At 68.4% G+C, this 25,150-nt stretch carries 19 protein-coding genes and 2 tRNA genes; 15 read left to right on the forward strand and 6 right to left on the reverse strand.

Annotation, left to right across the window (positions count from 1 at the left end; genetic code table 11):
• Positions 1-70: 70 nt before the first annotated feature.
• The 11 genes from ACW5E8_RS03715 (at position 71) to ACW5E8_RS03765 (ending at position 13,104) form a co-directional block, all read left to right on the forward strand.
• On the forward strand, positions 71-2,713 hold the full coding sequence (locus ACW5E8_RS03715) for a TonB-dependent receptor (RefSeq protein WP_456964139.1): 2,643 nt from the start codon (positions 71-73) through the stop codon (positions 2,711-2,713).
• A gap of 116 nt (positions 2,714-2,829) precedes the next feature.
• Complete coding sequence (locus ACW5E8_RS03720; RefSeq protein WP_456964140.1) at positions 2,830-3,330, forward strand: CinA family protein; 501 nt, start codon at positions 2,830-2,832, stop codon at positions 3,328-3,330.
• A 16-nt stretch (positions 3,331-3,346) separates the two neighbouring features.
• Positions 3,347-5,029 (forward strand): ABC1 kinase family protein, encoded by a 1,683-nt coding sequence (locus ACW5E8_RS03725; RefSeq protein ID WP_456965234.1) that lies wholly within the window; start codon positions 3,347-3,349, stop codon positions 5,027-5,029.
• Positions 5,030-5,062: 33 nt separating this feature from the next.
• A complete protein-coding gene (lexA, locus tag ACW5E8_RS03730) occupies positions 5,063-5,740 on the forward strand; it encodes a transcriptional repressor LexA (protein WP_456964141.1) in 678 nt (225 codons plus the stop codon).
• Positions 5,741-5,964: 224 nt separating this feature from the next.
• Positions 5,965-7,047: a recombinase RecA gene (gene recA, locus ACW5E8_RS03735; protein WP_456964142.1), complete on the forward strand. Its 1,083-nt coding sequence runs from the start codon at positions 5,965-5,967 to the stop codon at positions 7,045-7,047.
• Between the two features lie 131 nt (positions 7,048-7,178).
• The gene (locus tag ACW5E8_RS03740; RefSeq protein ID WP_456965235.1) at positions 7,179-7,613 is read left to right on the forward strand and encodes a regulatory protein RecX; all 435 of its coding nucleotides are present in this window, start codon (positions 7,179-7,181) and stop codon (positions 7,611-7,613) included.
• Positions 7,614-7,753: 140 nt separating this feature from the next.
• Positions 7,754-10,411 (forward strand): alanine--tRNA ligase, encoded by a 2,658-nt coding sequence (gene alaS, locus ACW5E8_RS03745; protein WP_456964143.1) that lies wholly within the window; start codon positions 7,754-7,756, stop codon positions 10,409-10,411.
• Positions 10,412-10,560: 149 nt separating this feature from the next.
• Positions 10,561-10,761, forward strand: a complete 201-nt coding sequence (gene csrA / locus ACW5E8_RS03750) for a carbon storage regulator CsrA (RefSeq protein ID WP_456964144.1) — start codon at positions 10,561-10,563, stop codon at positions 10,759-10,761.
• An 84-nt stretch (positions 10,762-10,845) separates the two neighbouring features.
• A tRNA-Ser gene (locus ACW5E8_RS03755) sits at positions 10,846-10,938 on the forward strand.
• Positions 10,939-11,003: 65 nt separating this feature from the next.
• A tRNA-Arg gene (locus tag ACW5E8_RS03760) sits at positions 11,004-11,080 on the forward strand.
• Positions 11,081-11,499: 419 nt separating this feature from the next.
• Positions 11,500-13,104 (forward strand): hypothetical protein, encoded by a 1,605-nt coding sequence (locus tag ACW5E8_RS03765; RefSeq protein WP_456964145.1) that lies wholly within the window; start codon positions 11,500-11,502, stop codon positions 13,102-13,104.
• 35 nt (positions 13,105-13,139) lie between these two features.
• On the opposite strand, the gene ACW5E8_RS03770 is transcribed toward ACW5E8_RS03765, so the two are convergent.
• Positions 13,140-13,847 carry a class I SAM-dependent methyltransferase gene (locus ACW5E8_RS03770; RefSeq protein ID WP_456964146.1) on the reverse strand — a complete coding sequence of 236 codons (708 nt, stop codon included), beginning with the start codon at positions 13,845-13,847 and terminating at the stop codon, positions 13,140-13,142.
• A 270-nt stretch (positions 13,848-14,117) separates the two neighbouring features.
• Between ACW5E8_RS03770 and ACW5E8_RS03775 the strand changes: the two genes are divergently transcribed.
• From ACW5E8_RS03775 to ACW5E8_RS03790, 4 genes are all read left to right on the forward strand, one after another.
• Complete coding sequence (locus ACW5E8_RS03775) at positions 14,118-15,272, forward strand: glycosyltransferase family 4 protein (RefSeq protein ID WP_456964147.1); 1,155 nt, start codon at positions 14,118-14,120, stop codon at positions 15,270-15,272.
• Between the two features lie 206 nt (positions 15,273-15,478).
• On the forward strand, positions 15,479-17,134 hold the full coding sequence (locus ACW5E8_RS03780; RefSeq protein WP_456964148.1) for a hypothetical protein: 1,656 nt from the start codon (positions 15,479-15,481) through the stop codon (positions 17,132-17,134).
• Complete coding sequence (locus ACW5E8_RS03785) at positions 17,131-18,930, forward strand: FG-GAP repeat domain-containing protein (RefSeq protein ID WP_456964149.1); 1,800 nt, start codon at positions 17,131-17,133, stop codon at positions 18,928-18,930. Before ACW5E8_RS03780 ends, ACW5E8_RS03785 begins: the two co-directional genes overlap by 4 nt.
• A 156-nt stretch (positions 18,931-19,086) precedes the next feature.
• On the forward strand, positions 19,087-20,211 hold the full coding sequence (locus tag ACW5E8_RS03790; RefSeq protein ID WP_456964150.1) for a glycosyltransferase family 2 protein: 1,125 nt from the start codon (positions 19,087-19,089) through the stop codon (positions 20,209-20,211).
• Positions 20,212-20,243: 32 nt separating this feature from the next.
• Here the strand turns inward: ACW5E8_RS03790 and ACW5E8_RS03795 are convergent, their stop codons facing one another.
• Genes ACW5E8_RS03795 through ACW5E8_RS03815 form a run of 5 tightly spaced genes read right to left on the reverse strand, consistent with a single transcriptional unit; the run spans position 20,244 to position 25,148 of the window.
• On the reverse strand, positions 20,244-21,245 hold the full coding sequence (locus ACW5E8_RS03795; RefSeq protein ID WP_456964151.1) for a glycosyltransferase family 2 protein: 1,002 nt from the start codon (positions 21,243-21,245) through the stop codon (positions 20,244-20,246).
• A gap of 28 nt (positions 21,246-21,273) precedes the next feature.
• Positions 21,274-22,053, reverse strand: a complete 780-nt coding sequence (locus tag ACW5E8_RS03800) for a polysaccharide deacetylase family protein (protein ID WP_456964152.1) — start codon at positions 22,051-22,053, stop codon at positions 21,274-21,276.
• 43 nt (positions 22,054-22,096) lie between these two features.
• Positions 22,097-23,308: a hypothetical protein gene (locus tag ACW5E8_RS03805; RefSeq protein ID WP_456964153.1), complete on the reverse strand. Its 1,212-nt coding sequence runs from the start codon at positions 23,306-23,308 to the stop codon at positions 22,097-22,099.
• Between the two features lie 5 nt (positions 23,309-23,313).
• Entirely contained in the window at positions 23,314-24,510 is a 1,197-nt protein-coding gene (locus ACW5E8_RS03810; RefSeq protein ID WP_456964154.1) for a glycosyltransferase family 4 protein, read from the reverse strand.
• Positions 24,507-25,148 carry a polysaccharide deacetylase family protein gene (locus ACW5E8_RS03815; RefSeq protein WP_456964155.1) on the reverse strand — a complete coding sequence of 214 codons (642 nt, stop codon included), beginning with the start codon at positions 25,146-25,148 and terminating at the stop codon, positions 24,507-24,509. Before ACW5E8_RS03815 ends, ACW5E8_RS03810 begins: the two co-directional genes overlap by 4 nt.
• Positions 25,149-25,150 lie beyond the last annotated feature (2 nt).

The raw sequence follows: 25,150 nt of genomic DNA on the forward strand, positions 1-25,150 counted from the left end.
CATGGTGTTCCATGGCGGCGTCCGTGCCGATATCGACGACTGCGCAATCAACATCAGTAGGGGGACACCCATGGTCTCAGGCCATCTGCAACGCCACGCGCTCGCAACCGCACTCCTTGCCATCCTCGCAAGCCCCGCCTTGGTGTCGACGGCGCATGCCCAGGACGCTCCAGCCGCCGAAGAACGCCCGACCACGCTCGCCGGGATCACGGTCACGGCCCAGAAACGCGAAGAAGCGCTGCAGGACGTGCCGGTCTCGGTCACCGTGCTCGACGAGCAGCTGCTCCAGGACACCGGCGTCCGCGACATCAAGGACATGCAGATCCTGGTGCCCGGCCTGACCGTGACCAGCACCCAGAACGAAGCCATCACCACCGCGCGCATCCGCGGCATCGGCACCGTGGGCGACAACGTCGGCCTCGAGTCGTCGGTGGGCGTGGTGATCGACGGTGTCTACCGTCCGCGCAACAGCGTCGGCTTCGGCGACCTCGGCCAGCTGGAGCGCATCGAGGTGCTGAAGGGCCCCCAGGGCACGGTGTTCGGCAAGAACACCTCCGCAGGCGTGATCAACATCGTGACCCGCCGGCCGAGCTACACCCAGAGTGCCGAAGGAGAGATCTCCGCGGGCAACTACGGCGCGCTCGGCATCGCCGGCAGCTACAACGACGCGCTCAGTGAAACGGCCGCCTTCAGCGTCTACGCAGCCAAGCGCAAGCGTGACGGCTGGATGGACGTGGAGACCGGCAACGGCCCGCGCACCGAAGACCAGGACTACGACCAGGACTTCCACACCTTGCGCGGCAAGCTGCTGTTCGAGCCGACGGAGAACCTCGACATCCTGTTCTCCGGTGACTTCACCAGCCGCGACGAGAACTGCTGTACCGCGGTGCAGACGGTGGTCGGCCAGAGCGCCCTGGTGCTCAACGCCGTGGCTGGCCACCAGGCGGTCGCCGCGCCTGGCGACGATCCGTTCGACCGGGTCGCCTACAGCAATCGCCCCACGACGCAGAAGATCAAGGACAGCGGCGTGAGTGCCGAGGTCAACTGGGATCCGGGCTGGTTCGGTGGCGCGACCCTGACCTCGATCACCGCCTCGCGCGAGTGGGAGAGCGTCAACGGCCTCGATTACGACTTCAGCACGGCCGACATCCTCTACCGCAACCCCAACGAGGACGAGTCGTTCACCGGCTTCAAGACCTTCAGCCAGGAGTTCCGCCTGACCGGGTCGACCGACAGCGTCGACTGGATGTTCGGCCTGTTCTATTCGGACGAGGACCTCGACCGCACCGAGACCTACCGCCTCGGCCCCCACTACGAGCCCTACGTGTCCTCGCTGATCAGCACCCTGGTGCTTGGCGCGCTGGCACAGCAGCTCGGGCCGCTGGGCATCCCGGTCGACATGACGAATCCCGCGCTGTTCCTGTCGCAGGTCAGCGGCCAGCCCTTCGGCACGAACTTCGCCGGGCTGGGCGCGAATGACCGCTACGAGCAGAACGCGGAGAGCCTGGCGCTGTTCACGAACAACACCTGGCACGCGACCGACGCGCTCGATCTCACCCTCGGGCTTCGCTACACGCGTGAAAAGAAGGAGCTGAGTTCCGACTACAGCAACCCCAACGGCAGCATCGGCTGCGGTTCGATGCTGGCCAATCCGGCGGCGCGCGTCGGCGGCGCGCTCTACCAGCGCATCCCGGGGCTGGCGCTGCTGCCGCCGGAGCTGCAGGCGCAGATCATCGGCGGCGCGGCCTCCCAGATCATCGGGTACTCCTGCCTGCCGTGGGCCAACGCGCTGCACAACGGGCGTTCGACGCTGCAGGAAAGCGACGAGAAGGAGTGGTCGGGCACGCTGAAGGCCGCGTATCGCTGGAACGAGAACGTGATGACCTACGGCTCGTTCGCGCGTGGCCACAAGGGCGGCGGCTTCAACCTCGACCGCGTGCAGTCCTCTGACGGCCTCTCCGAAAGCGGCGCCGGTATCATTCCGGTCAACGACACCTCGTTCGGCGGTGAGTTCGTCGACAGCTTCGAGCTCGGCGCCAAGACCACATGGGCCGGCGGCACGCTGCTGCTGAACGCCACGCTGTTCCACCAGGAGTACGAGGATTTCCAGCTCAACAGCTTCCTGGGGACCAGCTTCGTGGTGCGCTCGATCCCGGAAGTCACCTCGACGGGCCTGGACGCCGAGATCCTCTGGCAGCCGACCGCGGTGCCGGGACTGATGCTGCAGGGCGGCCTGATGTACGCGAAGACCGAATTCGGGGACAACATCCCCGGTCCGGACTTCGAGGAGCGCACGCCGGCGAGCACCTCCGGGGCCCTGTACAAGCTGACCGGTGCCACGATGCCGTTCGCGCCGGAATGGTCGGGTTCGCTGTCGGCGACCTACGAGTGGGACTTCTCCAGCAACCTGGTTGGCCGCTTCAATATCGGCGCCAAGTACATGGGCGACTACAACACCGGTTCCGACCTGGACGTGGAGAAGCACCAGGACTCGTACACGGTGGTCAACGCGCGCTTCGGCATCGGTCGCGCCGACAATCGCTGGATGGTGGAGTTCTGGAGCACCAACCTCACCGACACCGACTACGTGCAAGTCGGTTTCGACGGTCCGCTGCAGGCCCTGTTCCCCGATCCGGGTAATCCGTTCAACACCTACAACGCGTTCCCCGCCGCGCCCCGTATGTACGGCGTGACCCTGCGCGTACGCTACTGATCCACGCGGCACCCGAAGCCCGCGCATCCCCGGATGCGCGGGCTTTTCAGTGCGTGCCGGCGCGACAGGCCGGAGCGATTGCGGTACAACGGCGGCTTTCCCCCCAGCTGCTCCCGATGCCCACACCGATTCCCTCCGATGACGAGCTGCACGAGCTCGCTGTCCTTGCCGGCGCGCAGCTGCGCGAGAGCCACCACATGCTGGTCACGGCCGAGAGCTGCACCGGCGGCTGGATCGCGAAGGTCGTTACCGACATCGCGGGGTCGTCGGAATGGTTCGACTGCGGCATGGCGGTCTACAGCTACGAGGCCAAGCAGGCGCTGCTTGGCGTGCGCCCGCAGACCCTGGAGGAGCACGGCGCCGTCAGCCGGGAAACGGTGATCGAGATGGTGTCCGGCGCGCTGGTGCACTCCGGCGCCACGTTGGCGGTGGCGGTGACCGGCATCGCCGGTCCCGGTGGCGGTACCGAGGACAAGCCGGTGGGCACGGTGTGGATCGCGTGGAAGCGGCGCGGCGGCTATCCGCGGGCGCAGGCATTCGCGTTCGGCGGTGACCGCGATGCGGTACGCCGGCAGACGGTGGTGGAAGCGCTGCGCGGCCTGGAACAGCTGCTGTGAGCGACACGCGATGAGCATGCTCGACGCCCTGGCCAGCGTCAGGGATCTCGGCCGGCTCCAGGAAATCGCCAGCGTGTTCGTGCGCCACGGCTTCGGCGACCTGGTGCGCCGCAGCGGCATGGCGGGCGTGCTGGAGCGCGCCGGCCGGCTGCTGCATTGGGAGCAGGCCGTGGAGCGGCGTGAGCTGAAGCCGCCGCAGCGCCTGCGCCGCGCGCTGCAGGAGCTCGGACCGACCTTCGTCAAGCTCGGCCAAGTCCTGGCCACACGCGTGGACCTGTTGCCACCCGAGTGGATCGCCGAGCTGAGCCTGCTTCAGAACGCCGTGCCCGCGCTGCCGTGGGAGGACGTGCGGCCGCAGCTGGTGGAGGATCTCGGCGTCGACCCGGAAATCGCCTTCGCCCGGGTGGTGACGGTGCCGGTGGCGGCGGCGTCGCTGGCGCAGGCCCACCGCGCCTGGCTGCATGACGGCACGCCGGTCATCCTGAAGGTACGGCGACCCGGGATCGTCGACGTGGTCGAAGCCGACCTGCGGCTGATGGCGCGGCTGGCGGAAGTGGTGGAGTCGCAGCTGGCCGACCTGCGCCGCTATCGCCTGGTGGAGGTGGTGCGCCAGTTCCGCACGTCGCTGCGGCGCGAACTCGACTTCGCGGCGGAGTGTCGCAGCGCCGAACGCATCGGGGCCAACTTCGCCGACGACGACCGGGTGGTGGTGCCGCAGGTGCATTGGCAGTGGACCTCGGAGCGGCTCAACGTGCAGGACTTCGTCGACGGCATCCCCGCCGGCGATCTGGCCGCGGTCGACGCAGCGGGGCTGGACCGCTCCGCACTGGCGCGCGCGGGTACCGGCATCGTGCTCAAGATGGTGCTCGAAGACGGCCTGTTCCACGCCGACCCGCATCCCGGCAACGTCTTCTTCCTCCGCGACGGGCGCATCGCGCTGATCGACTTCGGCATGGTCGGCCACCTGGGCGAGCGCCGGCGGATCGAGATGGCGCGCCTGCTGCACGGCATGGTGATGCAGGACGCCGAGGCGGTCGCCGACATCCTGCTGGACTGGAGCATCGGCGGCGACGTCGACGAAGAGCGTCTGGAGGCCGACACGGCGGGGGTGGTCGACCGCTACCGCGGCGTGCCGCTGAAGGACCTGCGCATGGGCACGATGCTGTCCGATGCCGCCGGCCTGCTGCGCAGCCACGGCCTGGTGCTGCCGCCGGACCTGGCGCTGGTGATCAAGGCCTTCCTGACGCTGGAAGGGTTCGGCCGCCAGCTCGATCCCGGCTTCGACATGGCCACCGAGGCGCGGCCGTGGCTGGAGCGGGTGATGCGACGCCGGTTCGCGCCGTCCGCGCTGGCCCGCCGCGGGCGCCGCGGACTGGCCGGGATGCTCGAATTCGGGGCGGAACTGCCGCGCGACCTGCGCCGGCTGATACGCGCGGCACGCGGCGGCCGATTGGGCGCGCGCATCGAAATCCCCACGCTGCAGGCGTTTGGCGACCAGGTCGATCGCGCGGCCAGCCGGCTGACCATGGGCGTGATCACCGCGGCGCTGATCATCGGTTCGTCGATCGTGATGAACAGCGTGGGCGGCGGCGCCCGCAATACCTGGTTGATGGCGCTGGGCGTGGCTGGCTTCATCGGGGCCGCGGCCCTGGGCGTGTGGATCGTGTACTCGATCTGGAAGGGCGCACACAGGCGTTGATTCCCGGTGCCGTTAGTAGTATTACTACTAACCATGGATCTCACCGACACCCAGCAGGCCGTCCTTGCCTTGATCGCCGAGCGCATCGCGGAGGAGGGCATGCCCCCTTCACAGGCGGAAATCGCCCGCGCCTTCGGTTTCAGCAGCGTACGGGCCGCGCAATACCACTTGGAGGCGCTGGAAGCCGCGGGCGCCATCGAGCGGGTTCCGGGGCGCGCGCGAGGGATCCGAGTACTGCGGGCACCGGAGCCGCCACAGGGAGCATTCGCTCTTGTGGGAGCAGCTGCAGCTGCGAATGTCCCGGCCGCGCCGGCACCCCCACACGACATCCTCGAGCTCCCCGTCCTCGGCCAGGTGGCCGCCGGCGTCCCCATCGGTGCCGACATCGGCAGCGACCAGATGGTGCTGATGGACCGCGCGTTCTTTTCTCCGGCGCCGGACTACCTGCTGCGCGTGCGCGGTGACTCCATGCGCGACGAGGGCATCTTCGACGGCGACCTGATCGGCGTGCACCGCACTGCCGATGCGCGCTCGGGCCAGATCGTCATCGCCCGCATCGACGACGAGGTCACCGTCAAGCTGCTGAAGCTCGGCAAGGACCGCATCCGCCTGCTGCCCCGTAATCCCGACTACGCACCGATCGAGGTCGCGCCCGGGCAGGACTTCGCCATCGAAGGCCTGTACTGCGGGCTGGTGAGGCCGAACCGGTGAGGGCGGGATGTTCGCCTGTTGCGGCAGGCCTGGCCGCCTTCCCCGGATGGCCCGCGGGCCGAACCCGGTGCGCGGGAATTCCCCACCGGCACCTGCGGCGTCAACCGCTGCCGTGGGCGCGCCGGCAGCACTAGTTTCAAGTGCCCGCCGCGGAGTCGCAGCCCCTGCGACCCCCGACGGACACACTGCACACATTCCCGGATACACGAGCTGAGGACACAACGATGGACGAGAACAAGAAGCGCGCGCTTGCAGCGGCCCTGGGCCAGATCGAGAAGCAGTACGGCAAAGGCTCGGTGATGCGCATGGGCGACCGCGTCGCCGAAGTGGTGCCGGTGATCCCCACCGGCTCGCTGCAGCTCGACATCGCGCTGGGCATCGGCGGCCTGCCGCGTGGCCGCGTGATCGAGATCTACGGTCCGGAGTCCTCGGGCAAGACCACGCTCACCCTGCAGACGATCGCCGAGTGCCAGAAGCTTGGCGGCGTGGCGGCGTTCATCGACGCTGAGCACGCGCTCGACCCCACCTACGCGCAGAAACTTGGCGTCAACGTCGACGACCTGCTGGTGTCGCAGCCCGATACCGGCGAGCAGGCGCTGGAGATCGCCGACATGCTGGTGCGCTCCAACGCGGTCGACATGGTGGTGATCGACTCGGTCGCCGCGCTCACCCCGCGCGCCGAGATCGAGGGCGAGATGGGCGACCAGCTGCCCGGCCTGCAGGCGCGGCTCATGAGCCAGGCCCTGCGCAAGCTGACCGGCAACATCAAGCGCAGCAACTGCATGGTGTTCTTCATCAACCAGCTGCGCCACAAGATCGGCATCATGATGCCGGGCCAGAGCCCGGAGACCACCACCGGCGGCAACGCGCTCAAGTTCTACGCCTCCGTGCGCCTGGACATCCGCCGCATCGGCGCGATCAAGAAGGGCGACGAGATCATCGGCAACCAGACCCGCATCAAGGTGGTCAAGAACAAGATGGCGCCGCCGTTCAAGCAGGTCATCACCGAGATCCTCTACGGCGAGGGCATCAGCCGCGAGGGCGAGGTGATCGACATGGCGGTGGAGGCCAAGATCATCGAGAAGGCCGGCGCCTGGTACAGCTACGGCGAGGAACGCATCGGCCAGGGCAAGGAAAACGCCCGCCAGTACCTCAAGGAGAACGTCGCGGTGGCGCAGCGCATCGAAGCCGAACTGCGCGCGAAGATGGCGCCGGTGGTGGTTGCCAAGGCCAAGGCCGAGGACGCGCCCGAGGCCGATGAAGCCCCGGCCAAGGGCGGCAAGGCCGCGAAGGACGCCAAGGCCTGAGCATGGCGCGGCGGCGTGCCGGCGGCGCCGGGCATGACGAGGGGTCCCGCGAGGGAGCCGCGGATCCGGGCGGGCAGGGCGCTGAGAAGCAGCGCAGGCGGCGGCCGGAGCTGACGCCTGCGCAGCGCGCGATGGGCCTGCTGGTGCGGCGCGAGCATTCGCGCAAGGAGCTCGCACGAAAGCTCGAGGCGCGCGGAGTCGATGGGGACGAGGCCGAGGCCACGGTCGAACGCCTGGCCGAGGCCGGCTGGCAGGACGATGGTCGTTTCTCCGTCGGCCTTGCCCGCATGCGTTCGCAGGCCGGCTACGGCCCGCTGCGCATCCGCGCGGAGCTGTCCACACACGGGCTTGGCGACGACGCCATCCGGGCCGCTTTCGAGTCACTGGCCGAGGCCGGTGACGACGATTGGCGGGCCGTGGCCCGTGACCTGGTCCGGCGGCGCTACGGTCCGGGCGTGGCCGACGACATGGCGCTGCGCCGCAAGGCCGCGGATTTCCTGTTCCGGCGCGGCTTTGGCGGTGACACCGTCCGGGCGGCCACCGCCTTCGATATCGACGAGGACTGACCGCCGGGGGCAGGGTGCTTCCAGCCTGCCGCGTCCTGCTAACCTAGTGGAATCCGAGCGTAGCGCCCGGCACCCATCGCCCGCCCCGGGCGTCTGGATGCCGGTGCATCGCCGCCTCCCACTCTCCAGCAAGCCCCCAGATGCCAGCCCCCGAACAGACCTCCACCCGGCCCACCACGGCCGACATCCGCCGCGATTTCCTCGACTTCTTCAGCAGCCGCGGCCACACCATCGTGCCCTCGGCGTCGCTTGTGCCGGGCAACGACCCGACCCTGCTGTTCACCAACTCGGGGATGGTCCAGTTCAAGGACGTGTTCCTTGGCGCCGAAAAGCCCGGCTACGTGCGCGCGGCCGACGTGCAGCGCTGCCTGCGGGCGGGCGGCAAGCACAACGACCTCGACCAGGTCGGCTACACCGCGCGCCACCACACCTTCTTCGAGATGCTGGGCAACTGGTCGTTCGGCGACTACTTCAAGCGCGACGCCATCGCCTGGGCCTGGGAACTGCTGACCGGCGTGTGGAAGATTCCCGCCGAGCGCCTGGTGGTCACCGTCTACCACACCGATGACGAGGCCCACGCCATCTGGCGTGACGTCATCGGTGTGCCGGAAGACCGTATCATCCGCATCGGCGACAACAAGGGCGCGCCCTTCGCCTCCGACAACTTCTGGCAGATGGCCGACACCGGCCCCTGCGGTCCCTGCACCGAGATCTTCTACGACCACGGCGCCCATATCCCCGGCGGTCCCCCGGGTTCGCCCGACGAAGACGGCGATCGCTTCATCGAGATCTGGAACCTGGTGTTCATGCAGTTCGACCGCCAGCCCGATGGTCGCCTCGACCCGCTGCCTGCGCCCTGCGTGGACACCGGCATGGGCCTGGAGCGCCTGGCAGCGGTGCTGCAGGGCGTGCACGGCAATTACGAGATCGACCTGTTCCAGGCGCTGATCCGCGAAGCGGCCGCGCTGACCGGCACCGCGGATACCGGCAACAAGTCGCTGCGCGTGATTGCCGACCACATCCGTGCCTGCAGCTTCCTCATCGTCGACGGCGTGCTGCCCTCGAACGAGGGACGTGGCTACGTGCTGCGCCGGATCATCCGCCGCGCATTGCGCCATGGCTGGATGCTGGGCGTGCGCAAGCCGTTCTTCCACCGCCTGGTGCCGACCCTGGACGCACTGATGGGCGATGCCTATCCGGAGCTGCGCGCACAGCGCGCCCTGGTCGAGCGCGCGCTGCTCGCGGAAGAGGAGCGCTTTGCCGAAACCCTCGACAGCGGCATGCGCATCTTCGACGACGTGGCCGCGCGCAGCACCGGCACGATCCCCGGCGCCGACGCCTTCCGGCTGTACGACACCTATGGCTTCCCGCTGGACCTGACCGCCGACATGGCGCGCGAGCGCGGCATGGACGTTGACACCGCCGGCTTCGATGCCGCCATGGAGCAACAGCGCGAAACCGCGCGCGCAGCCGGCAAGTTTGGCGGCGGCACCACGCTGCCCGCCGAACTCGTCGCGCGCATGGCACCGACGGACTTCCTCGGTTACGACAGCCTGCAGGCCGGTGGCCTCGAGGTAATCGCGCTGCTGAGCCAAGGCCGTCCGGTGCAGCGCATCGAGGCGGGCGAGGACGCCATCGTGTTCCTCGATCGCACGCCGTTCTACGCCGAATCCGGCGGGCAGGTGGGCGATACGGGCGAACTCGACGAGAAGGACGTGTCATTCACCGTCGAGGACACGCGCAAGTTCGCCGGCCAGTTCCACGGCCACATCGGCCACCTGCGCGCCGGCGTGTTGGCGGTGGGCGACCGCGTGCTCGCCAGCGTCGACGGCAGGCGTCGCACGTCCACCGTGCTCAACCACAGCGCCACCCATCTCCTGCACGGCGCGCTGCGCGGGCAGCTGGGCACGCACGTGGCGCAGAAGGGTTCGCTGGTGGCGCCCGACCGCCTGCGCTTCGATTTCTCCCACTTCGAACCGATCACCGCCGACGCGTTGCGCGCCATCGAACTCCAGGTCAATGACGAAGTCCGCGCCGACCACGGCGTCGAGACCCGTGAGATGGCGATGCAGGAGGCGATCGACGCCGGCGCCATCGCGCTGTTCGGCGAGAAGTACGGCGAGCGCGTGCGGGTGGTGAAGATGGGCGACTCGGTCGAGCTCTGCGGTGGCACCCACGTGGGTCGCACGGGTGAGATCGGCCTGTTCAAACTGGTGTCCGAAGGCGGCGTCTCTTCCGGAGTGCGCCGTGTCGAAGCGCTGACCGGCCGGGCCGCGCTCGATCATGTCGCGGCGGAGGAAGCGCGCCTGTCCGAAGCCGCGCGCCTGCTGGGTGGCACCACGGCGGAAGTCACCGACAAGCTGCGGGCGCTGCTGGACCGCCAGAAGAAGCTCGAGCGCGAGCTCGAGGCCATGAAGGCCCGTGCCGCCAGCAGTGCCACGGCCGACCTCTCCTCGGGCGCGGTGGACGTGGGCGGGATCAAGGTGCTCGCGGCCCGCATCGAAGGCCTCGATGCCCGTGCGCTGCGCGATGCCCTGGACCGCTTCAAGCAGCAGCTCGGCGACGCCGTGGTGCTGCTGGCCGGGGCCAACGACGGGCGTGCGGCCCTGGTGGCTGGCGTCAGCGGTTCGGCGCTGGGGCGGGTCAAGGCCGGCGAACTGCTGTCCCATGTCGCCTCCCAGGTGGGCGGAAAGGGCGGCGGGCGACCAGACATGGCGCAGGGTGGCGGCGACGACGGTCCCGCGCTTGAGGCCGCGCTGGCGGCCGTACCGGCCTGGGTCGCCGCACGCCTGTCCTGAAGCCGGGTGGCTTCCGTTACTTTCTGCATACACACCGCGGGCCAGTGGATCGCTATCATGGTTCACTTGTGTGAACCATCACGAAAAGCCGCCGGCCGGGGCCTTTCACGCGAGACCGGGCGCAAGACCCGGCCCCAGGAGTTCCTTAAATGTTGATTTTGACCAGGCGGGTTGGCGAGACGCTCATGATCGGAGACTCGGTCACCGTGACCGTGCTCGGCGTCAAGGGAAACCAGGTGCGTGTCGGTATCACCGCGCCGAAGGATGTCTCGGTCCACCGCGAGGAGATCTACCAGCGCATCCAGCGCAACGAACCGGCGGCACCTGCCGGTGAACGCGAAGGGGAGTAGCACGCGGGGTTTGCCGGCTGCGGGTCGAGCCGGTATTCTTACGCACCGCGCCGGCCCACAAGTCTCGCGGTAACCGCATCACCCGGAGAGTTGCCCGAGTGGCTGAAGGGGCTCCCCTGCTAAGGGAGTATAGGGTTTATAGCTCTATCGAGGGTTCGAATCCCTCACTCTCCGCCAGTTCCAAGGCGGAACAGGATTGACGGGGCAAAGCAGCCCCTGCATAATTCCGCTTCTGCGCAAACGCGCCCGTAGCTCAGCTGGATAGAGCACCAGGCTACGAACTTGGGGGTCGGAGGTTCGAATCCTTCCGGGCGCACCATCTGTAAAGCAAATGGGTCAACGGGTGAATGCCCGTTGGCCTTTTTTGTTTGCGGACGCATAGGCCCGGCAGGTCCACGCCCACGCCCGGCTTCTGACCGGGTTCCATCCGATGGCGGCGGCTCCCGCAGGCGCCGAGCCAGCTCCCGACGTGCGTGCCCTCGCGGTTCCCCGGTGATCCAAGGCTGCATTTTTGCACTTGGTGGATCAAGGGGACTAGCATGCGCCTTCGGGTTAAGTCAGGCCGTGCAATAGTTGCCCGGCTTGGGCCACGTCGATGCCCTGGTCCATCGCGGCCAGGTATCCATGGTGTCGAGAGGGGACAGGGGGTCGCCTAGAACAACCGCTTCCTGGAGCCGAACGATGCACCGATTATCCACCGCCCTCGCCCTGGCTTGCGCCGGATTGGTATTGCCGTCCGTGGCGCTTGCCGCGACCTACAACGTCGGACCGGGGCGGCAATACACGCAGTTGTCCACCTTGGTCGACAGCGTGGATCTCGGGCCCGGCGACATCGTCCTGGTCGACGGCGGTACGACCTACAACGGCAACATCGTGGTCCGCAGCGCGGATCGTGGCGCGCAGGGCAACCCGGTGACATTCCGCTGGAACCGGTCGGTTGGGGCGACGCGCCCGGTGCTGCAAGGCGGCAGCCACACCATCAAGTTCCAGCAGTCCAACCATGTCGTCTTCGAAGGGTTCGACGTCAGGGGCGGTACGTCCTCATGCCTGTTCAGCGAAGCCCACGACGTGGTCGTCCGCGACACCATCATCCGCGACTGCCCATCCCACGGCATCCTTGGTGCCGACACCAATTCGGGCTCGTTCACGCTGGAATACAGCGAGGTCTTCAATTCGGGCGCGGGCACGCACCGGCACCCGATCTACATGCAGTCCGACCAGGTGGCCTACCCCGGTTCGGTGTTCACGATGCGCTTCAACCATGTCCACAGCGGCAACGGCGGCAGCCTGCTGAAGAACCGGCACGAACGCGCGTTGATCTATTACAACTGGTTCGAAGGTTCGGCCTACCAGGAGCTCGAGCTGATCGGTCCGGACTGCGAGACGCAACAGGCCGGATGGTCACCGGGGCTGCGCCGCGAGGATGTCGACCTGGTCGGCAACGTCATCATCCATACGTCGTCCTGGCGCAATGCCATCCGCACTGGCGGCGACCTCAACGGCCGCAGCTCCGGCCGGCTGCGGATGGTCAACAACACGATCCTGTTCACCCGCCCGGGCATCGCCAATGCGGTCCTGGTGCAGCTGGGGCAGGAATCGCTGGAAATGCACAACAACGTGATCTTCCAGACGGGCGCGGGGGCCGCACCGAACGTCCTGCGCGTGCATGAGGCGTCGGAAGTCGAGACGCCTTACTGTGCGCCGACCAGCCGGGAACCATGGTCGAGCGGCCGCAAGGTTGCGGGATCGAACAACTGGGTCCAGTCGTCGGCGACCCTGGTGCCGGCCGAGTTGAGCAGCACGCTCCGCGGTGCGGATCCCCTGCTGGCGAATATCGCCCAGTTCCAGCTGCGTCCTGCGGCCAACAGCCCGTTGGTCTCTGCAGGTAATGCATCGCCGGCGACGCCTCCCGGGTTCCCCTTCCCGTCACCGCTGACCCTGCCGCTGTTCGACCCGCCCGTGCGCGCCAAGATGGCCATCGGTGCGGAAGTGGCGCGTCTGCCTGGTACCCGGATCGATATCGGTGCGCTGGAGAATGCGAACAGTGCCCCGATGCTCACGCCTCGCAACGGCTCGGCCCCGTTGATACCGCCCCCGCTGAACGGCGCCTCGGCTCCCGTCCGCGCGCCGATGGAGCGGAGTTCCAGCGTGCAGCTGTCGCCAGCCAATGCGGCTGGAGTTGCCAGGGCTGACGCCAGTGCCGCAGCCGGCGCACGGATTGCGAGGAACCCCGCCGTGCGCAACGGGGCAGTCAGGATCACCCCGCCCATCGTGAAGCTGTGGCGAAGGTTCAGCCGCTGGATCCACGATCTGTCCGAAGCGGATGCCACGGCAGCACGCTGAGCCCGTGCTGCTGCTCCGGGATGGTGGTGGGCGCCTCAGTCCCCGCGCTGCGCGAGGAACAGCGGGTAGGGCGCGACGTCCACGATGTCCAGCGCCCTGCCGGCCACTTCGAACACGCCATTGACCAGGTCGGCGATGTTCCTGCGGGCTTCGAACGGCGGGTCGTAGAAGGCGCCCCGCTGCAGGATCGCGAAACCATGGCGCTCAAGCAGTGCGGCGGCGTCAGCGGCGTCGTGATGGCGGATCCCCGGGGCAGGGTGGCGGTCGAGTTCGCGCCGTCCGCTCATGCGCTTCCACAGGCGCGGCAGGAACTGCGAGGTCTTGGTGGCCAGGATCAGCTGGCCGCCCGGCCGGAGCACGCGACGGATCTCGGCCATGTACGCCGCGTCGTCGGGCACGAAGGGCAGCACCACGATCGACAGCACGATGTCGAAGCTGGCGTCGGGGAAGTCGAGGCCATCGGGACGACACAGGTCGAATGGGATCGGGGCGTATTGCCCACGCGCGAAGTCGACGCGACGAGACTCGACGTCGACAGCGTGGATGTCGGGGTGCGTTTTCGCTGCCTGCCAGGCGATGTCGCCCCAGCCAAAGCCGTAGTCGAGCACGCGCCCGGGCGGGAGTTCGCGGAGCAGGGCCAGCACGGCGTCATGGCGCCTGCGCTGGTGCGGGTCCAGTGGCGCGTCGCGGTGGAAGTGCGCCGGGACGTCGGCCAATCCGCCGCAGGCGTAGTCGGGTGTCATGGGTGATCCTTTCCAAGGCCGGGTGGGGGCCATCTACATGCACGCGATCGGCGGGGAAATGCGGCCGTCGAGCGATGAAGGCGGGCCGGTCCCGGCACCGCTTCGCGTTCGATCAGGGTGTGACCTGCCAAGCCGGAATTTCGCGCGTGAACGAATCGAGAAGACAAGGCGGCTTCGCCCCTGTATGAGCTGCGCTTCATTCCGATCCCCCGCAAACCCCATCCTCCCTGCGCCCTCCCTGGCGGATGGACGCTGCCGGCGGTCGCCGCGATGAATGTCCTGCACCTGACCCTGTCCTACAACAACGGCGGCAGGCGCGAGGCGATCGCGGCGCTGGCGCGGGGGCTCCAGGAACTGGGCGTCAGCAGCCATCTTGGATGCCTGGACGAGTTCGGCTCCGGACCGTCCGAGCGCGCCCTGTTCAAGAACAGCTTCAGCCTGGATCGAAAGGGCGTGTTCGACATCGCTGCGCTCCGCCGCCTGGCGGACTATTGCCGCGAGCACGCCATCGACGTGGTGCATGCGCACGACGCTGCCAGCGAGGCGATGGCCGCGCTGGCGATGCCGTGTCGTGGTCCCGTGCTGCTGATGACCTTCCATCGGACCCGCGGATTCGAGTCGGCGCGCCTGCGGGACCGCCTGCGCAATGCCTTCGTGGGCCTGCGCGTGGGCGCCGTGGTCGCGGCATCCCGGGAACGGCGGCAGCACTACATCGACAACAACTATTTCGGTGCAGGCAAGGTGTCGTGCATCCCGCTCGGCATCGATCTCGCCCGGTTCAAGCCCGATCCCGCCCTGCGCGAGCGCACCCGCCGGCTGGCGGGCGCGACGGAGGACACGCTGCTGCTCGGCGCCGTGGGGCATTTCGGCGCCGACAAGGGCGTCGATCTCGCGATTGGCGCGTTCCAGGAGTTCCTGCGGCGCAATCCCGGGCGCGATGCGCGGCTGGCGGTGCTGGGCAGCGGCGACGCCGCCCAGGAATCGCACATCCGTTCGCTGGTCGCGCCGGAGTTCGCCGGGCGCATCGCCTTCTTCGGCTTCCAGACCGATCCCGAATGCTGGTTCCCGGGATTCGACGTGCTGATTCACGGTGCGCGCCGCGAAGCCTTCGGCCTGGTGCTTGCCGAAGCCCAGGCCTGCGGGGTGCCGGTCGTGGCGGCGCGGGTCGGTGGCATTCCGGAAGTGGTGGTGGACTACCGGACCGGAGTGCTGGCGCCGACCGCAACGCTGGAAGCGCTGACCGATGCGCTCGAGGAACTGGCGGCCGACGAGCCACGGCGGCAGGCGTTCGCCCGCGAGGCGATCGAGCACGCGCATCGTCAGTTCAGCCAGCGGCGCTACGCACAGGATTACCTGCAGACCTACGTGCGGCTCTCAGGCGTCCCCTGTCCCGAGCCCCGGGGGGCTGTTCCGCCGGCTGTCTGACGCCAGCGTGTCGGGGTCGCGCTGCGCCCCTTCATCTGCCCCGCCTGTCGAATTCCTGACTTCCAACTGTGATCCCCATCACGGGATGGGGATTGCATTTGCTTGCGGCAGCCGTTGCATTCATATACTGGCCGCTTGGGGAACTGGTTCCATCACCGTACTGCCGTGGGCCGTGAGGCACGCGACGGCTGGAGACACCTACCCACATGCGGTCGTTCCACCATAGCCATGGCATCAGTCGCGCAGTCATCCGCGCACTCTGGCTGTGCGCGCTCGTGGCGCTGCCAGCGCTTGCGAGCTGTCAGGTCACGGAGTCCACGACCATCAGGGCCGGCGCGGCGACGTCCGTGGCCGGGTCACCGCAGGCCTTGCCACGCACGATCGAGCTGACGCCCAACGCGAAGGTTCTCGACCGCGAACTGGTGAGCCTTGGAATTCCGTTCGCGCCCGGCGAGCTGGGTGACGCTGCGCTGGTGCGCATCATCGACGCCGACGGCGCGGAAGTCCCGGCGTTCGTGAAGCCGACGCTGCGCTGGTATTGGCTGGACGACAGCATCCGCGCGGTCAAGGTGCAGTTCTTCGCCGACCCGCGGCGGAACTACGCGTTCCGCACCGACCAGCGGCGCACGGCGTCGATCGACGAGGAGCCGTATGACCGGGGCACGCGGCCCGGCAAGATGGGCGCGCCCGTTCCGCGCGTGATCGCCACGCTGGACCCGCAGTGGCTGGTGCGCTCGCGTATCGCCGGGCATCAGCTGGCGTACGACCGCAAGCAGCCCTATGACCGCTACATCGACCGCCAATGGCAGTGGGCGAAGGATGTCGCCTATACCGGGACCCACGGATTTTTGTTCGATCGCGCGTCGGTGATCGGCTTGCAGTACGTGCGCAACGGGCGTCCGGAGGTCTTCGCCGAGTTCTACAACTCGGCGACGTTCTACCTGTCCGGGATCAAGACCGCAGGGCGCGGTGGCGGCTGGCCCGACTGCACGGGTGGCTGGGAGCTGGACGGCGTCAACGCCTGCGACACCAAGTACAGCTACATCACCCCCCACCTGCTGCTGGTGGCGCTGGCGGGCGACGATACCCGGCTCGGCGCCGCCACCGTGCAGCACATGGTCGACAACCAGGTGAAGGGCGGATGGGGGCAGCCGCTGGGCCCCTACAAGGGCGCCGGCCAGCCATGGACCGAGCGGAACACCGGCCTGGCGCTGGAGCATCTGGTGTCGGCCTACGAGCTCACGGGCTCGCCGGCGACGAAGCAGCACATCGTCGACGTGCTGGACTGGCTGCACGACCACCAGCAGGCGCCGCCCGAAGGCGATCCGGTCACCGGCGCCTGGACCCATTCCTGGCAGGCGCATGAAGGCAGCACCTACGACCCGGCGACGGATGTCCGCGGGGCTTCGCCCTGGATGAGCGCGAACATCGTTGGCGGACTGTGGCGCGCCTGGCTGGTGACGCAGGACGAGCGCATCCCGGTGATGCTGCGCGATTTCGGCCGCTACCTTGACCGCCATGGCTTCGCGCCTGACACGCTGGCCGGCAACTGGCGTTCGACGTGCAACGTCGGCGGCATCGTCGGCTGGTACTTCTCGTCGGGCACCGCGCCGGAAGAGACGATCGTCCGGATCCAGGACAGCGAAGGCTATGGATCCGATGCACACAATCCCGAGCTTCTGATGGCGATCGCCGCGGCGCGCCACTTCGAGACGGACCCGGAGTGGCAGCGCGCGCTGTCGCTGCGGGCCGAACAGCTTTCCCGATATCTCAACCCCGCTTGCGCATCGGTCTCGCACACCGCACGCGCATTCAATTGGCAAAATCGAAACCCGGAGTCCACATGGTTGCTAGTGCATTGAATCAACGCCACCTCTTACCGATCGCGGCTTCGCTGCTGTTTGGCGTCATCGGCGCCAGTACGGATGCGAGGGCCGCGGGACCACTGACATTCACCAATGAAGCGTCGCAGCGGATCGACACGCTGCACGATTCGAACTACCGCTTCGACGCGCTGTTCGTCGACTTCAACAGCGATGGCTGTCCTGATGCGTTCATCGTGTCGCACAGCGACTGGGGCGCGACCACCCGGCTCTGGAACAATCGCTGCGACGGCAGCGGCACCTTCCAGTACGTCCAGAACAGCGACGCCAGGTACTACATCGAAGGCCAGCCCCTCATCTCGGGCTGGGTCACGCGACTCGACTTCAACGGCGACGGCAAGCAGGATTTCTGGGGCCGCCATGGCGGCGCGATGGGCGCCCGCTACCGGAACGGTTCGACGGCCGGCGCCTTCCTGCCGCGCTTCGCCGCGAAGGAGAACGGCTGCGAAGGCTACTGCGCGTTCGCGGACATCACCGGGAGCGGCAACCTCGAACTGATCACCGACAAACGGCACGTGTCGAACATCGCGACGGGCGCCCAACTGCGGCCGGCGACGGGCAACAGCGCCTACCAGGTCGTCGGTGACGTCACCGGCAATGGCTGGCCGGACATCGTGCAGCCGGCGAACGGCGGCTACTGGCGCAACGACGGCGGCGTGCTGAGCTGGGTGGCCGTACCGGCGTTCTCCGGCGGCCAGAACATGCAGATCCTGCTGGCCGACTTCAACAATGACGGACACCTCGACCTGTTCTACCTGGACGGTCCGCAGTTCAGCAACAGCACCCGCGGCGTTCTTTTCCGCAACAACGGCTCCGGCGGCTTCGCCGACGTGTCGGCAGGGTCGGGCCTGGCCAGCGTGTCGGCAAGCGACTACGGCAACATCGTCGCCGCCGACTTCGACAACGATGGCCACCAGGACCTGATGGTCGCCGGCGTGGGCGACTCGGTCAGGCTGTATCGCAACAACGGCAACATGACGTTCACTGCGTCCACCACCACCAACTTCGGGACCTCGTCCGGCGATGGCCCCGGGGGCTGGCAGTCCGGCAAGCCGCGTGCCGACGTCGCCGATTTCGACAACGATGGCCGCCTGGACATCATCAAGACGCAGTTCCAGAGCAACATCGGGCTGTGGAGGAACGGCACCAGCACGGACGGCAACCGCTGGATGAAGGTGCGCGTGCGTGGCGGCGGCGGCAACAGCGACGGCGTCGGCGCGAGCGTGCGCTGGTATCGGCCGGGGACCACCCAGCTGCTGTCGCACCTGCATGTGGTGGCCGCGGAGCAGAATCCGCAGACCCACCTGCATACGGGCCTCGGCGCACTGCAGGCCGCCGACCTGGAGGTCCGCTTCCCGAACGGCGGGCCGGTCCATCGCTTCCCCAATGTCGCCAGCAACCAGGAAGTCATCGTCTACCGCAACGGCTGCATGCTCACCGGATGGCAGCCGGGACATGGCTGGCCGCTGCAGGCGCCGCAGAACTGCAGCCTCGCTCCACCCCCTCCGCCGCCGCCTGCACTGAAGCCGCTGCACGGCTCGGCGCCGCTCATCCCGGGGATTGCGCCGCAAGGCACCATGGGGCCCGGCCCCGCACCGGCGTCTGCGACGGCTCCAGCCATCGTCGACACCGCTACGGGTACTGCGGCGCCGTCGGGTGCCGTGCAGGATGGCGCGGCGATGGCCGGTCGCGTGCTGTGGATCACGCCGAGGGCGCTTGTCTGGTGGCGGGGCTTCCAGCTCTGGCTGCGCAACGTCCTGACCGAACTGCAGTAGCCGGACGGCGTTCCCGCGCACTTGGCACCGTGGCCCGGGATTGAACCCGGGTCCGCATTCCCGGGCGGTTTCCGTTTGTAGCAGGTACGGGGCGGATCCCGGTCGTCATCACCGATCCGCCTGCGTCCAACCTCAGCGGGTGCCGCGCGGGATGCCATGATCGCCACCATCGTGTTCTGGGTTGCCGCGCTGCTGCTCGGCTACACCTATGTCGGTTATCCCGCCCTGGTCCTTGTGCTGGCCCGCGTGCGCCCCAGGCCGGTGGTGCGCGGCAGTGCACTGCCGACCGTGACGGTGGTGATGACGGTGCACAACGGCGCTGCCGATCTCGGCATCAAGCTCGCGAACCTGGAAGCGCTCGACTACCTGGCCGATCGGCTGGATATCGTGGTGGCATGCGATGGCTGCAGCGATGCGTCGGCGGCGATCGCCCGCGCCCATGTCGGACGCGCGGTGACGGTGCTCGAGTTCGCCGAACGGCGCGGCAAGGCGGCCTGCCTCAACGATGCGGTCGTGGCGGCCACCGGCGAGCTGCTGTTGATGGTGGACGTCCGCCAGCGCCTGGAGATCGACGTGCTGCGGCGGCTGGTGGCCTGCCTCGGCGACCCGGCCGTCGGTGTGGCGGCGGGCGAGCTGCGCTTCGAGGAGGCGGCGACGGGCTTCGCCGCCAGCGTGGACGCGTACTGGCGGTACGAGAAGGCGATCCGCCTGGCCGAAAGCGCTTCCGGGTCGGCGATCGGGGTCAGCGGCGCGCTGTACGCGGTGCGCCGCGGGCTCTTCCCGGTGGTGCCGCCGGGCACCGTGCTCGATGATGTCTTCGTGCCCATGCAGGTCCTGCGCGCGGGTCATCGCGTGGTGCTCGAGGCCGGCGCCGTGGCCTGGGACCGGCCTTCGCAAAGCAGCGCCCAGGAACGCGGACGGAAGCTGCGCACGCTGGCCGGCAACTTCCAGCTGGTGTCGCTGGCGCCGTGGCTGCTGGTGCCCGGCGTCAATCCGGCGTGGCTGCGATTCGTCAGCCACAAGCTGCTGCGCCTGCTGTCGCCATGGCTGTTGCTGGCATCGGCGGTCGCCAGTGTTTCGCTGGCCGGCCTCCACGGCGTCTACCTGCTGGCGGCCGCGGGTCTCGCACTGTTCGCCACGCTGGTGGTGCTGGCGCGCGCCGTTCCTTCGATGGCGGCCCTGCTGCCGGTGCGGGTCGCGTCCGCGTTCGCGCACATGAACCTCTATGCCGCACAGGCGTTCTTCACCTGGATCGGGAACCGTAGGCTGCACCTGTGGTGAGGCGCGCCCCGGCGTGCCGCGGCGCCCGGAGTTCAGTGCAGGTCGTGGCTGCGCTGGAGCGGGACGCCGGTGACAAGCAACGGACGTGAGGCGGCATCGGGATCGGGCAGCGGATCCCAGTCCTTGCAGAACAGCTTCTTTGCGACCTGGGTGGCGCGGTTGGCGATGCCGATCGGCGCGCCCAGCCAGCGCGCGACCAGGAAGGCCTTGCGCCGCACGACCCAGTTGTACATCGACTGCTCGGAATAGAAGTTGTAGCCCCAGCGCCGCTCGAACAGGCGCGACGACGGGCTGGTCAGCTTCCGGCCCCAGCGGTAGAAGAAGAAGCGCATGTCCGACAGCGCCATGCGCGTGCCGAGGTTGTCGAAGTGGATCACCGACTTCGGTTCGACCACCATGCTCCGATCCATCGCCGCGACCTGCAGCGAAATGTCGAGGTGCTCGCGGATCACCATCGACGGCAGCTCGATGCGCTTGAAGACGTCGCCTTCGAACAGCACGCAATGCAGCTCGAAGGTGCCGGTCCCCGTACGTTCGTCCGGCAGGTCGGGTACCTCGGTGCGGCGGAAGTGCTTGTGCTCGATGAGGTAGGGCGTGCCCTCGACGTCGACCACGCGCAGTTCGCCGGTATAGAGGTGGTTGCGCAGCGGGGCGCCGCGGTCGACGCCTTCGCGTTCGAGGATCAGTGGCGTGACCACGGCATGGCCGTCGGCCATGGCGTCGAGCAGCGGCGGCAGCCAGCCCTCGGTGACGCGCGAATCGTTGTCGAGCAGGACCACGGCAGGGGTATCGATCAGCGGCTGAGCCTCGCGCAGCGCGTCCATCGGCGTGCGCAGCCCGAGCGCGAAGAAGCGTACTTCCGGTCGCCCCTGCAGCCGCTTGCGCACCGGATCCATGATCGAGGCGGGGTAGTCGAGGTCCATGATCCACAGCCGGAACGGCTGCGGCGTGTGGCGGTAGACCGCATCGACGCACTCGTCGAGCCCCGAGTAGCGGTCGCGGGGCGTGATGATGATGGTGACGTCCTGGTTCATCCGTTTGCTTCCTGTGTGAGTCAGGGCGTCAGGCTCCCCCGAAGTTGCGTCGCCTCAGCCAACGGTACGCGGGCCCGGCCCAGCGCTTCGCAGGCTTCTTCATGTTCCACAGCAGCCACTGCCGCTGTCGTGCGGTACCGGCGCCCTGCGCGAGCGCAGCGACGGTTTCCGCGTCCATGCCGCGCTGGAGCGCATAGCGGCCAATGAGCAGCCCCTGTCCCCGTTTGGCCACGACAGTGGTGGGTTCCGATGTGAAGAGATAACGGATTCCGCAGGCAAGGGCGGACGCCGCGACCGCCGGCGAATAGAAGCCGCCGGGAATCGATGCGACTTCAATGGGCACGCCAAGGACATCGGCGAGGCGATCCACGCTGTCACGCCACTCGGCCGACATCGCCGCGGCGGGAAGGCGCGAGATGTCGGCCGGATGGGTGTGCGAATGGCTGCCGACCACGTGCCCGGCCGCGGCCAGGGCGCGCAGGTCGGCTTCACTGACGAAGCCGGGCGTGCCGATGCGCGTGCTGGTGATGAGGAAGTGCCCGGTCATCGCGTGTGCGTCGAGCAGCCGCGCCGCGGCCAGGCTGCTGGCGCCGCCGTCGTCGAAGGTCAGCAGGCAGGCGCCCGGCTCGAACGCGTCGGCGGCGTCCACGCGCGGGAAGGCGAGTCCGCTGGCGGCGAGGCGAGCGACCTGTGCTTCGAACTCGGGCCACGGCAGCTTGTACGAGGCCGCGGAAGGACCCGGGAAACCGCTTGCGTCGTCCGCGCCCGCGTCGACCACGTCGTGGTACATGAGGCTCGCGACCCTCAAGGCGAGTGTCTTCCGTGGTTCGCCAACGAGGACGGGCGCGTGCTCATGGGGCGTCCGGACCGGCCGCCGCGGACACGCGCCGGTTGGGCGGAGGCGGCAGGATGAAGTCGCGCCAATCGTTCGGGTTGCCGCCATGGCCGGCTTCCGCCGCCTTGACGATATTGAACACCTCGCGGGCGTTGACGTAGTGCAGGACGAAACGTTCACCGTCGTTGTAGTGCTTCCCGAGGTGGCTGAACATCGCGTCCACCGCCGGACCGAGCACGACGTCCGCCTCTTTCTCGGGCGCGCCATGGGTGTGGATCTTGATGAAGATCCACTCGGGACGGCCTTCGACGTGGATGCCGGTCTCGACCCAACCGTCGACGCGCGCCGGCGTGGGCGGGTAGTTGGCGCGGATGTCCGCGTTCTCGACCCGCGGCACGACGCCGTGCCGGCGGTCGCGCCAGTTCAGTCCGACCGGGCCCTGCACCAACAGCAGGTCGCCCGAGGGGGTTCCTCCGGCGCGCACGGGCACGCCACGATCGTGCGACTTCGGCCGCAGCGGATCGTCGGTGGCGTAGTAGATCGAGTTGATCGTGCTGGTCTGCGTGTCGCTGGGCGCCGAGGGCATGGTGAAGTCGGCGTAGCAGCCCAGCTCGCGCAGCAGGATCAGTTCGTTGTCGATCCCGCACCAGCGGCCGTCGGGGCGCGAGTTGTCCAGGCACCAGTTGCCGTGGATGAACCCGAACATGAGTTCACCGGTGCCGGGATGCCGGGGCAGGGCACCGTGGCGATCGTGCAGGAGCTGCTTGAAGCGCGTGATCGACTCGCGGAAGTTGGCTTCGGTGTCGTTGTCGTGGTGCAGGTGCACCTCGAGCTCGCCATAGCCGTCGCGGCACAGCGCTTCCAGCTTGGCCAGGTGTTCCTCGAGGTACTCCTCTTCCGGGTAGAAGAAGCCGTGCTGCGGAGGGCGGCCATCGGCGTCGCGGTGGCGGTCGGCGAGCGTGCGGTAGTCGCGGCACCAGCGGTCGACCCGCGCGCGCTGGGTCTCGAGGTCGGGATTGCCGTGCATCGGTTCGTAATGGTCGACGAAGCAGAACATCACGTGGGTCGGGCCGGCGTGCGCTGGCCGCGCCCTGCGGCGCAGATAGGCCGGCAGCCAGATCTGCATGTTGCGCGCGCGGATGAAGCGCGCCACCACCAGCCCGGCCACCAGGACAGCGACCAGCACGGTGGCAAGCAACGCCGCGGCCATCCAGGACAACGGGGTCATGTCCATCACCGTCCGGCTCCCGGTACCAGCGACAACAGCTGCGTGGCGTTGTTGCGCCAACGTCGCTCATGCTCGATATAGGCGCGCGCCGCTGCGCCCACGCGCCACCGTTCGTCCGCGCGGTCGCACAGATCGATTACCTGGTCGACGCAGGCCTGCACGTCCTTGCGGGGAAACAGCCAGCCGGTTGCGCCGGAGTCGATGACTTCGCCGATGGGCTCGTAGTCGGGCGCGACCACGGCCACGCCCATCGCCATCAGTTCGAACAGCTTCATCGGCGATCCGTACTCGTTGGAGTCGGGCAGGAAGGCGTAGTCCATGCAGGCAATCCATTCGGGGATCTGGTGGTGCGGCACACGGCCGGGCAGGCGAACGCGGTCGCCGAGTCCGCGTGCTTCCACTTCGCGGCGCACGGCCGGCAGGTCGGCGCCGTCGCCGATGATGAGCAGGGTCAGCGCGGGCGCCTCGTGCAGCCGGTCGATGATCGCCTCGACGAACGCCGGCACGCCGTGCCAGCGGGCGAACACGCCCATGTGGCCGCAGACGACGCGATCCTCGAGGCCGTGCCGGCGGCGCAGCGCGTCGCGGTCGTGGCACGCAGGGTCGAAACGGGCATCGACCGCGTTGGGCGACACCACCGACGGCGGCAGCTGCCCGTATTGCGTGGTGAGCAGATCCTTGAAATAGGTGGAGATGAAGACGATGCCCGTGGCGCGGGTCATGCACCAGGCTTCGATGCGCCGGGCCAGCGGCTTCAGCCATAGCGGACGCAGGCGCTGGACCACGGCCGAGTCATTGATCTCGAGGATGACCGGGATGCCGCGCCGTCGCGCGATCCACACCGTCATGAAGAGGAACAGGGAGTAGCGCTCGTAGATGAAGTCGGGCGGATCACGCGAAACCTCCCTGCGGATGCGCCACCAGGTGACGAGGTTGTAGCCGAGCTCGGCGAACTCGAACAGCACGCCCGGAAGGCGGCTGACCAGGCCGGCGAGGCGGCCCTTGTCCTCTGCCGGCGCCGCGGTGGCTCCGGCCGCCGTGGCTGGAACCGTTTCGCTTCCCGGCGCGACCTCCGGATCGGCACCGGGGAACGACAGCACGCTGACCTCGCAGCCCAGCTCGCGCAGCGCGTTGGCCACGCCGCGGATGTGGACGCCTTCGACCCGCCGGCCCTGGGTGCGGTGGTGGTAGAGGACCTTCATCCGCGGCCCTCCGGCATGGCGCGGACCGCGAAACCGTCTGCGTGCCACTGTGGCAGGAGATCGGCCAGCAGCTCCACCGTCGCGGCGGTGTCGTCATGCATCAGCACGGTGTCGCCCGGCCGTGGCGGATCGCTGCGGATCTGCGCCAGCAGGGTCGGCGCTGGCAGCAGCCGGTAGTCGAGGCTGTCGTAGGACCAGAACGCGATGGTGCGGCCGACGCGGGCGAAGTGGAGCAGCAGGTTCGCCGGCAGCGCGCCGCAGGGGGGGCGGAAAGGATGCGTCGGACGACCGTCGAATGCGGACAGTGCGGCGTCGGTGCGTGCGATCTCGTCGATCTGGGCGGACAGCTGCAGCTCGCCCATCCGCGGGTGGCTCCAGGAGTGGTTGCCCAGGGCGTGGCCCTCGTCGAGGATCCGGCGCACGAGCTCGGGATGCCGGTCGATGCGTTCGCCGATCAGGAAGAAGGTTGCGGTCGCGCCGTGTGCCTTGAGCAGGTCGAGCACGGGCGGTGTGAACTCCGGATGCGGGCCGTCGTCGAAGGTCAGGTGGAGCGTCCTGCCACGGGCCGGCGCGCGCGTGGTCACCAGGCGCGCGGGCAGGAGGCCGAGCAGGCGTGTCTTGCGGGATCGGGGCTGCACGG

The sequence above is a fragment of the Luteimonas sp. A649 genome (genome assembly GCF_054072735.1).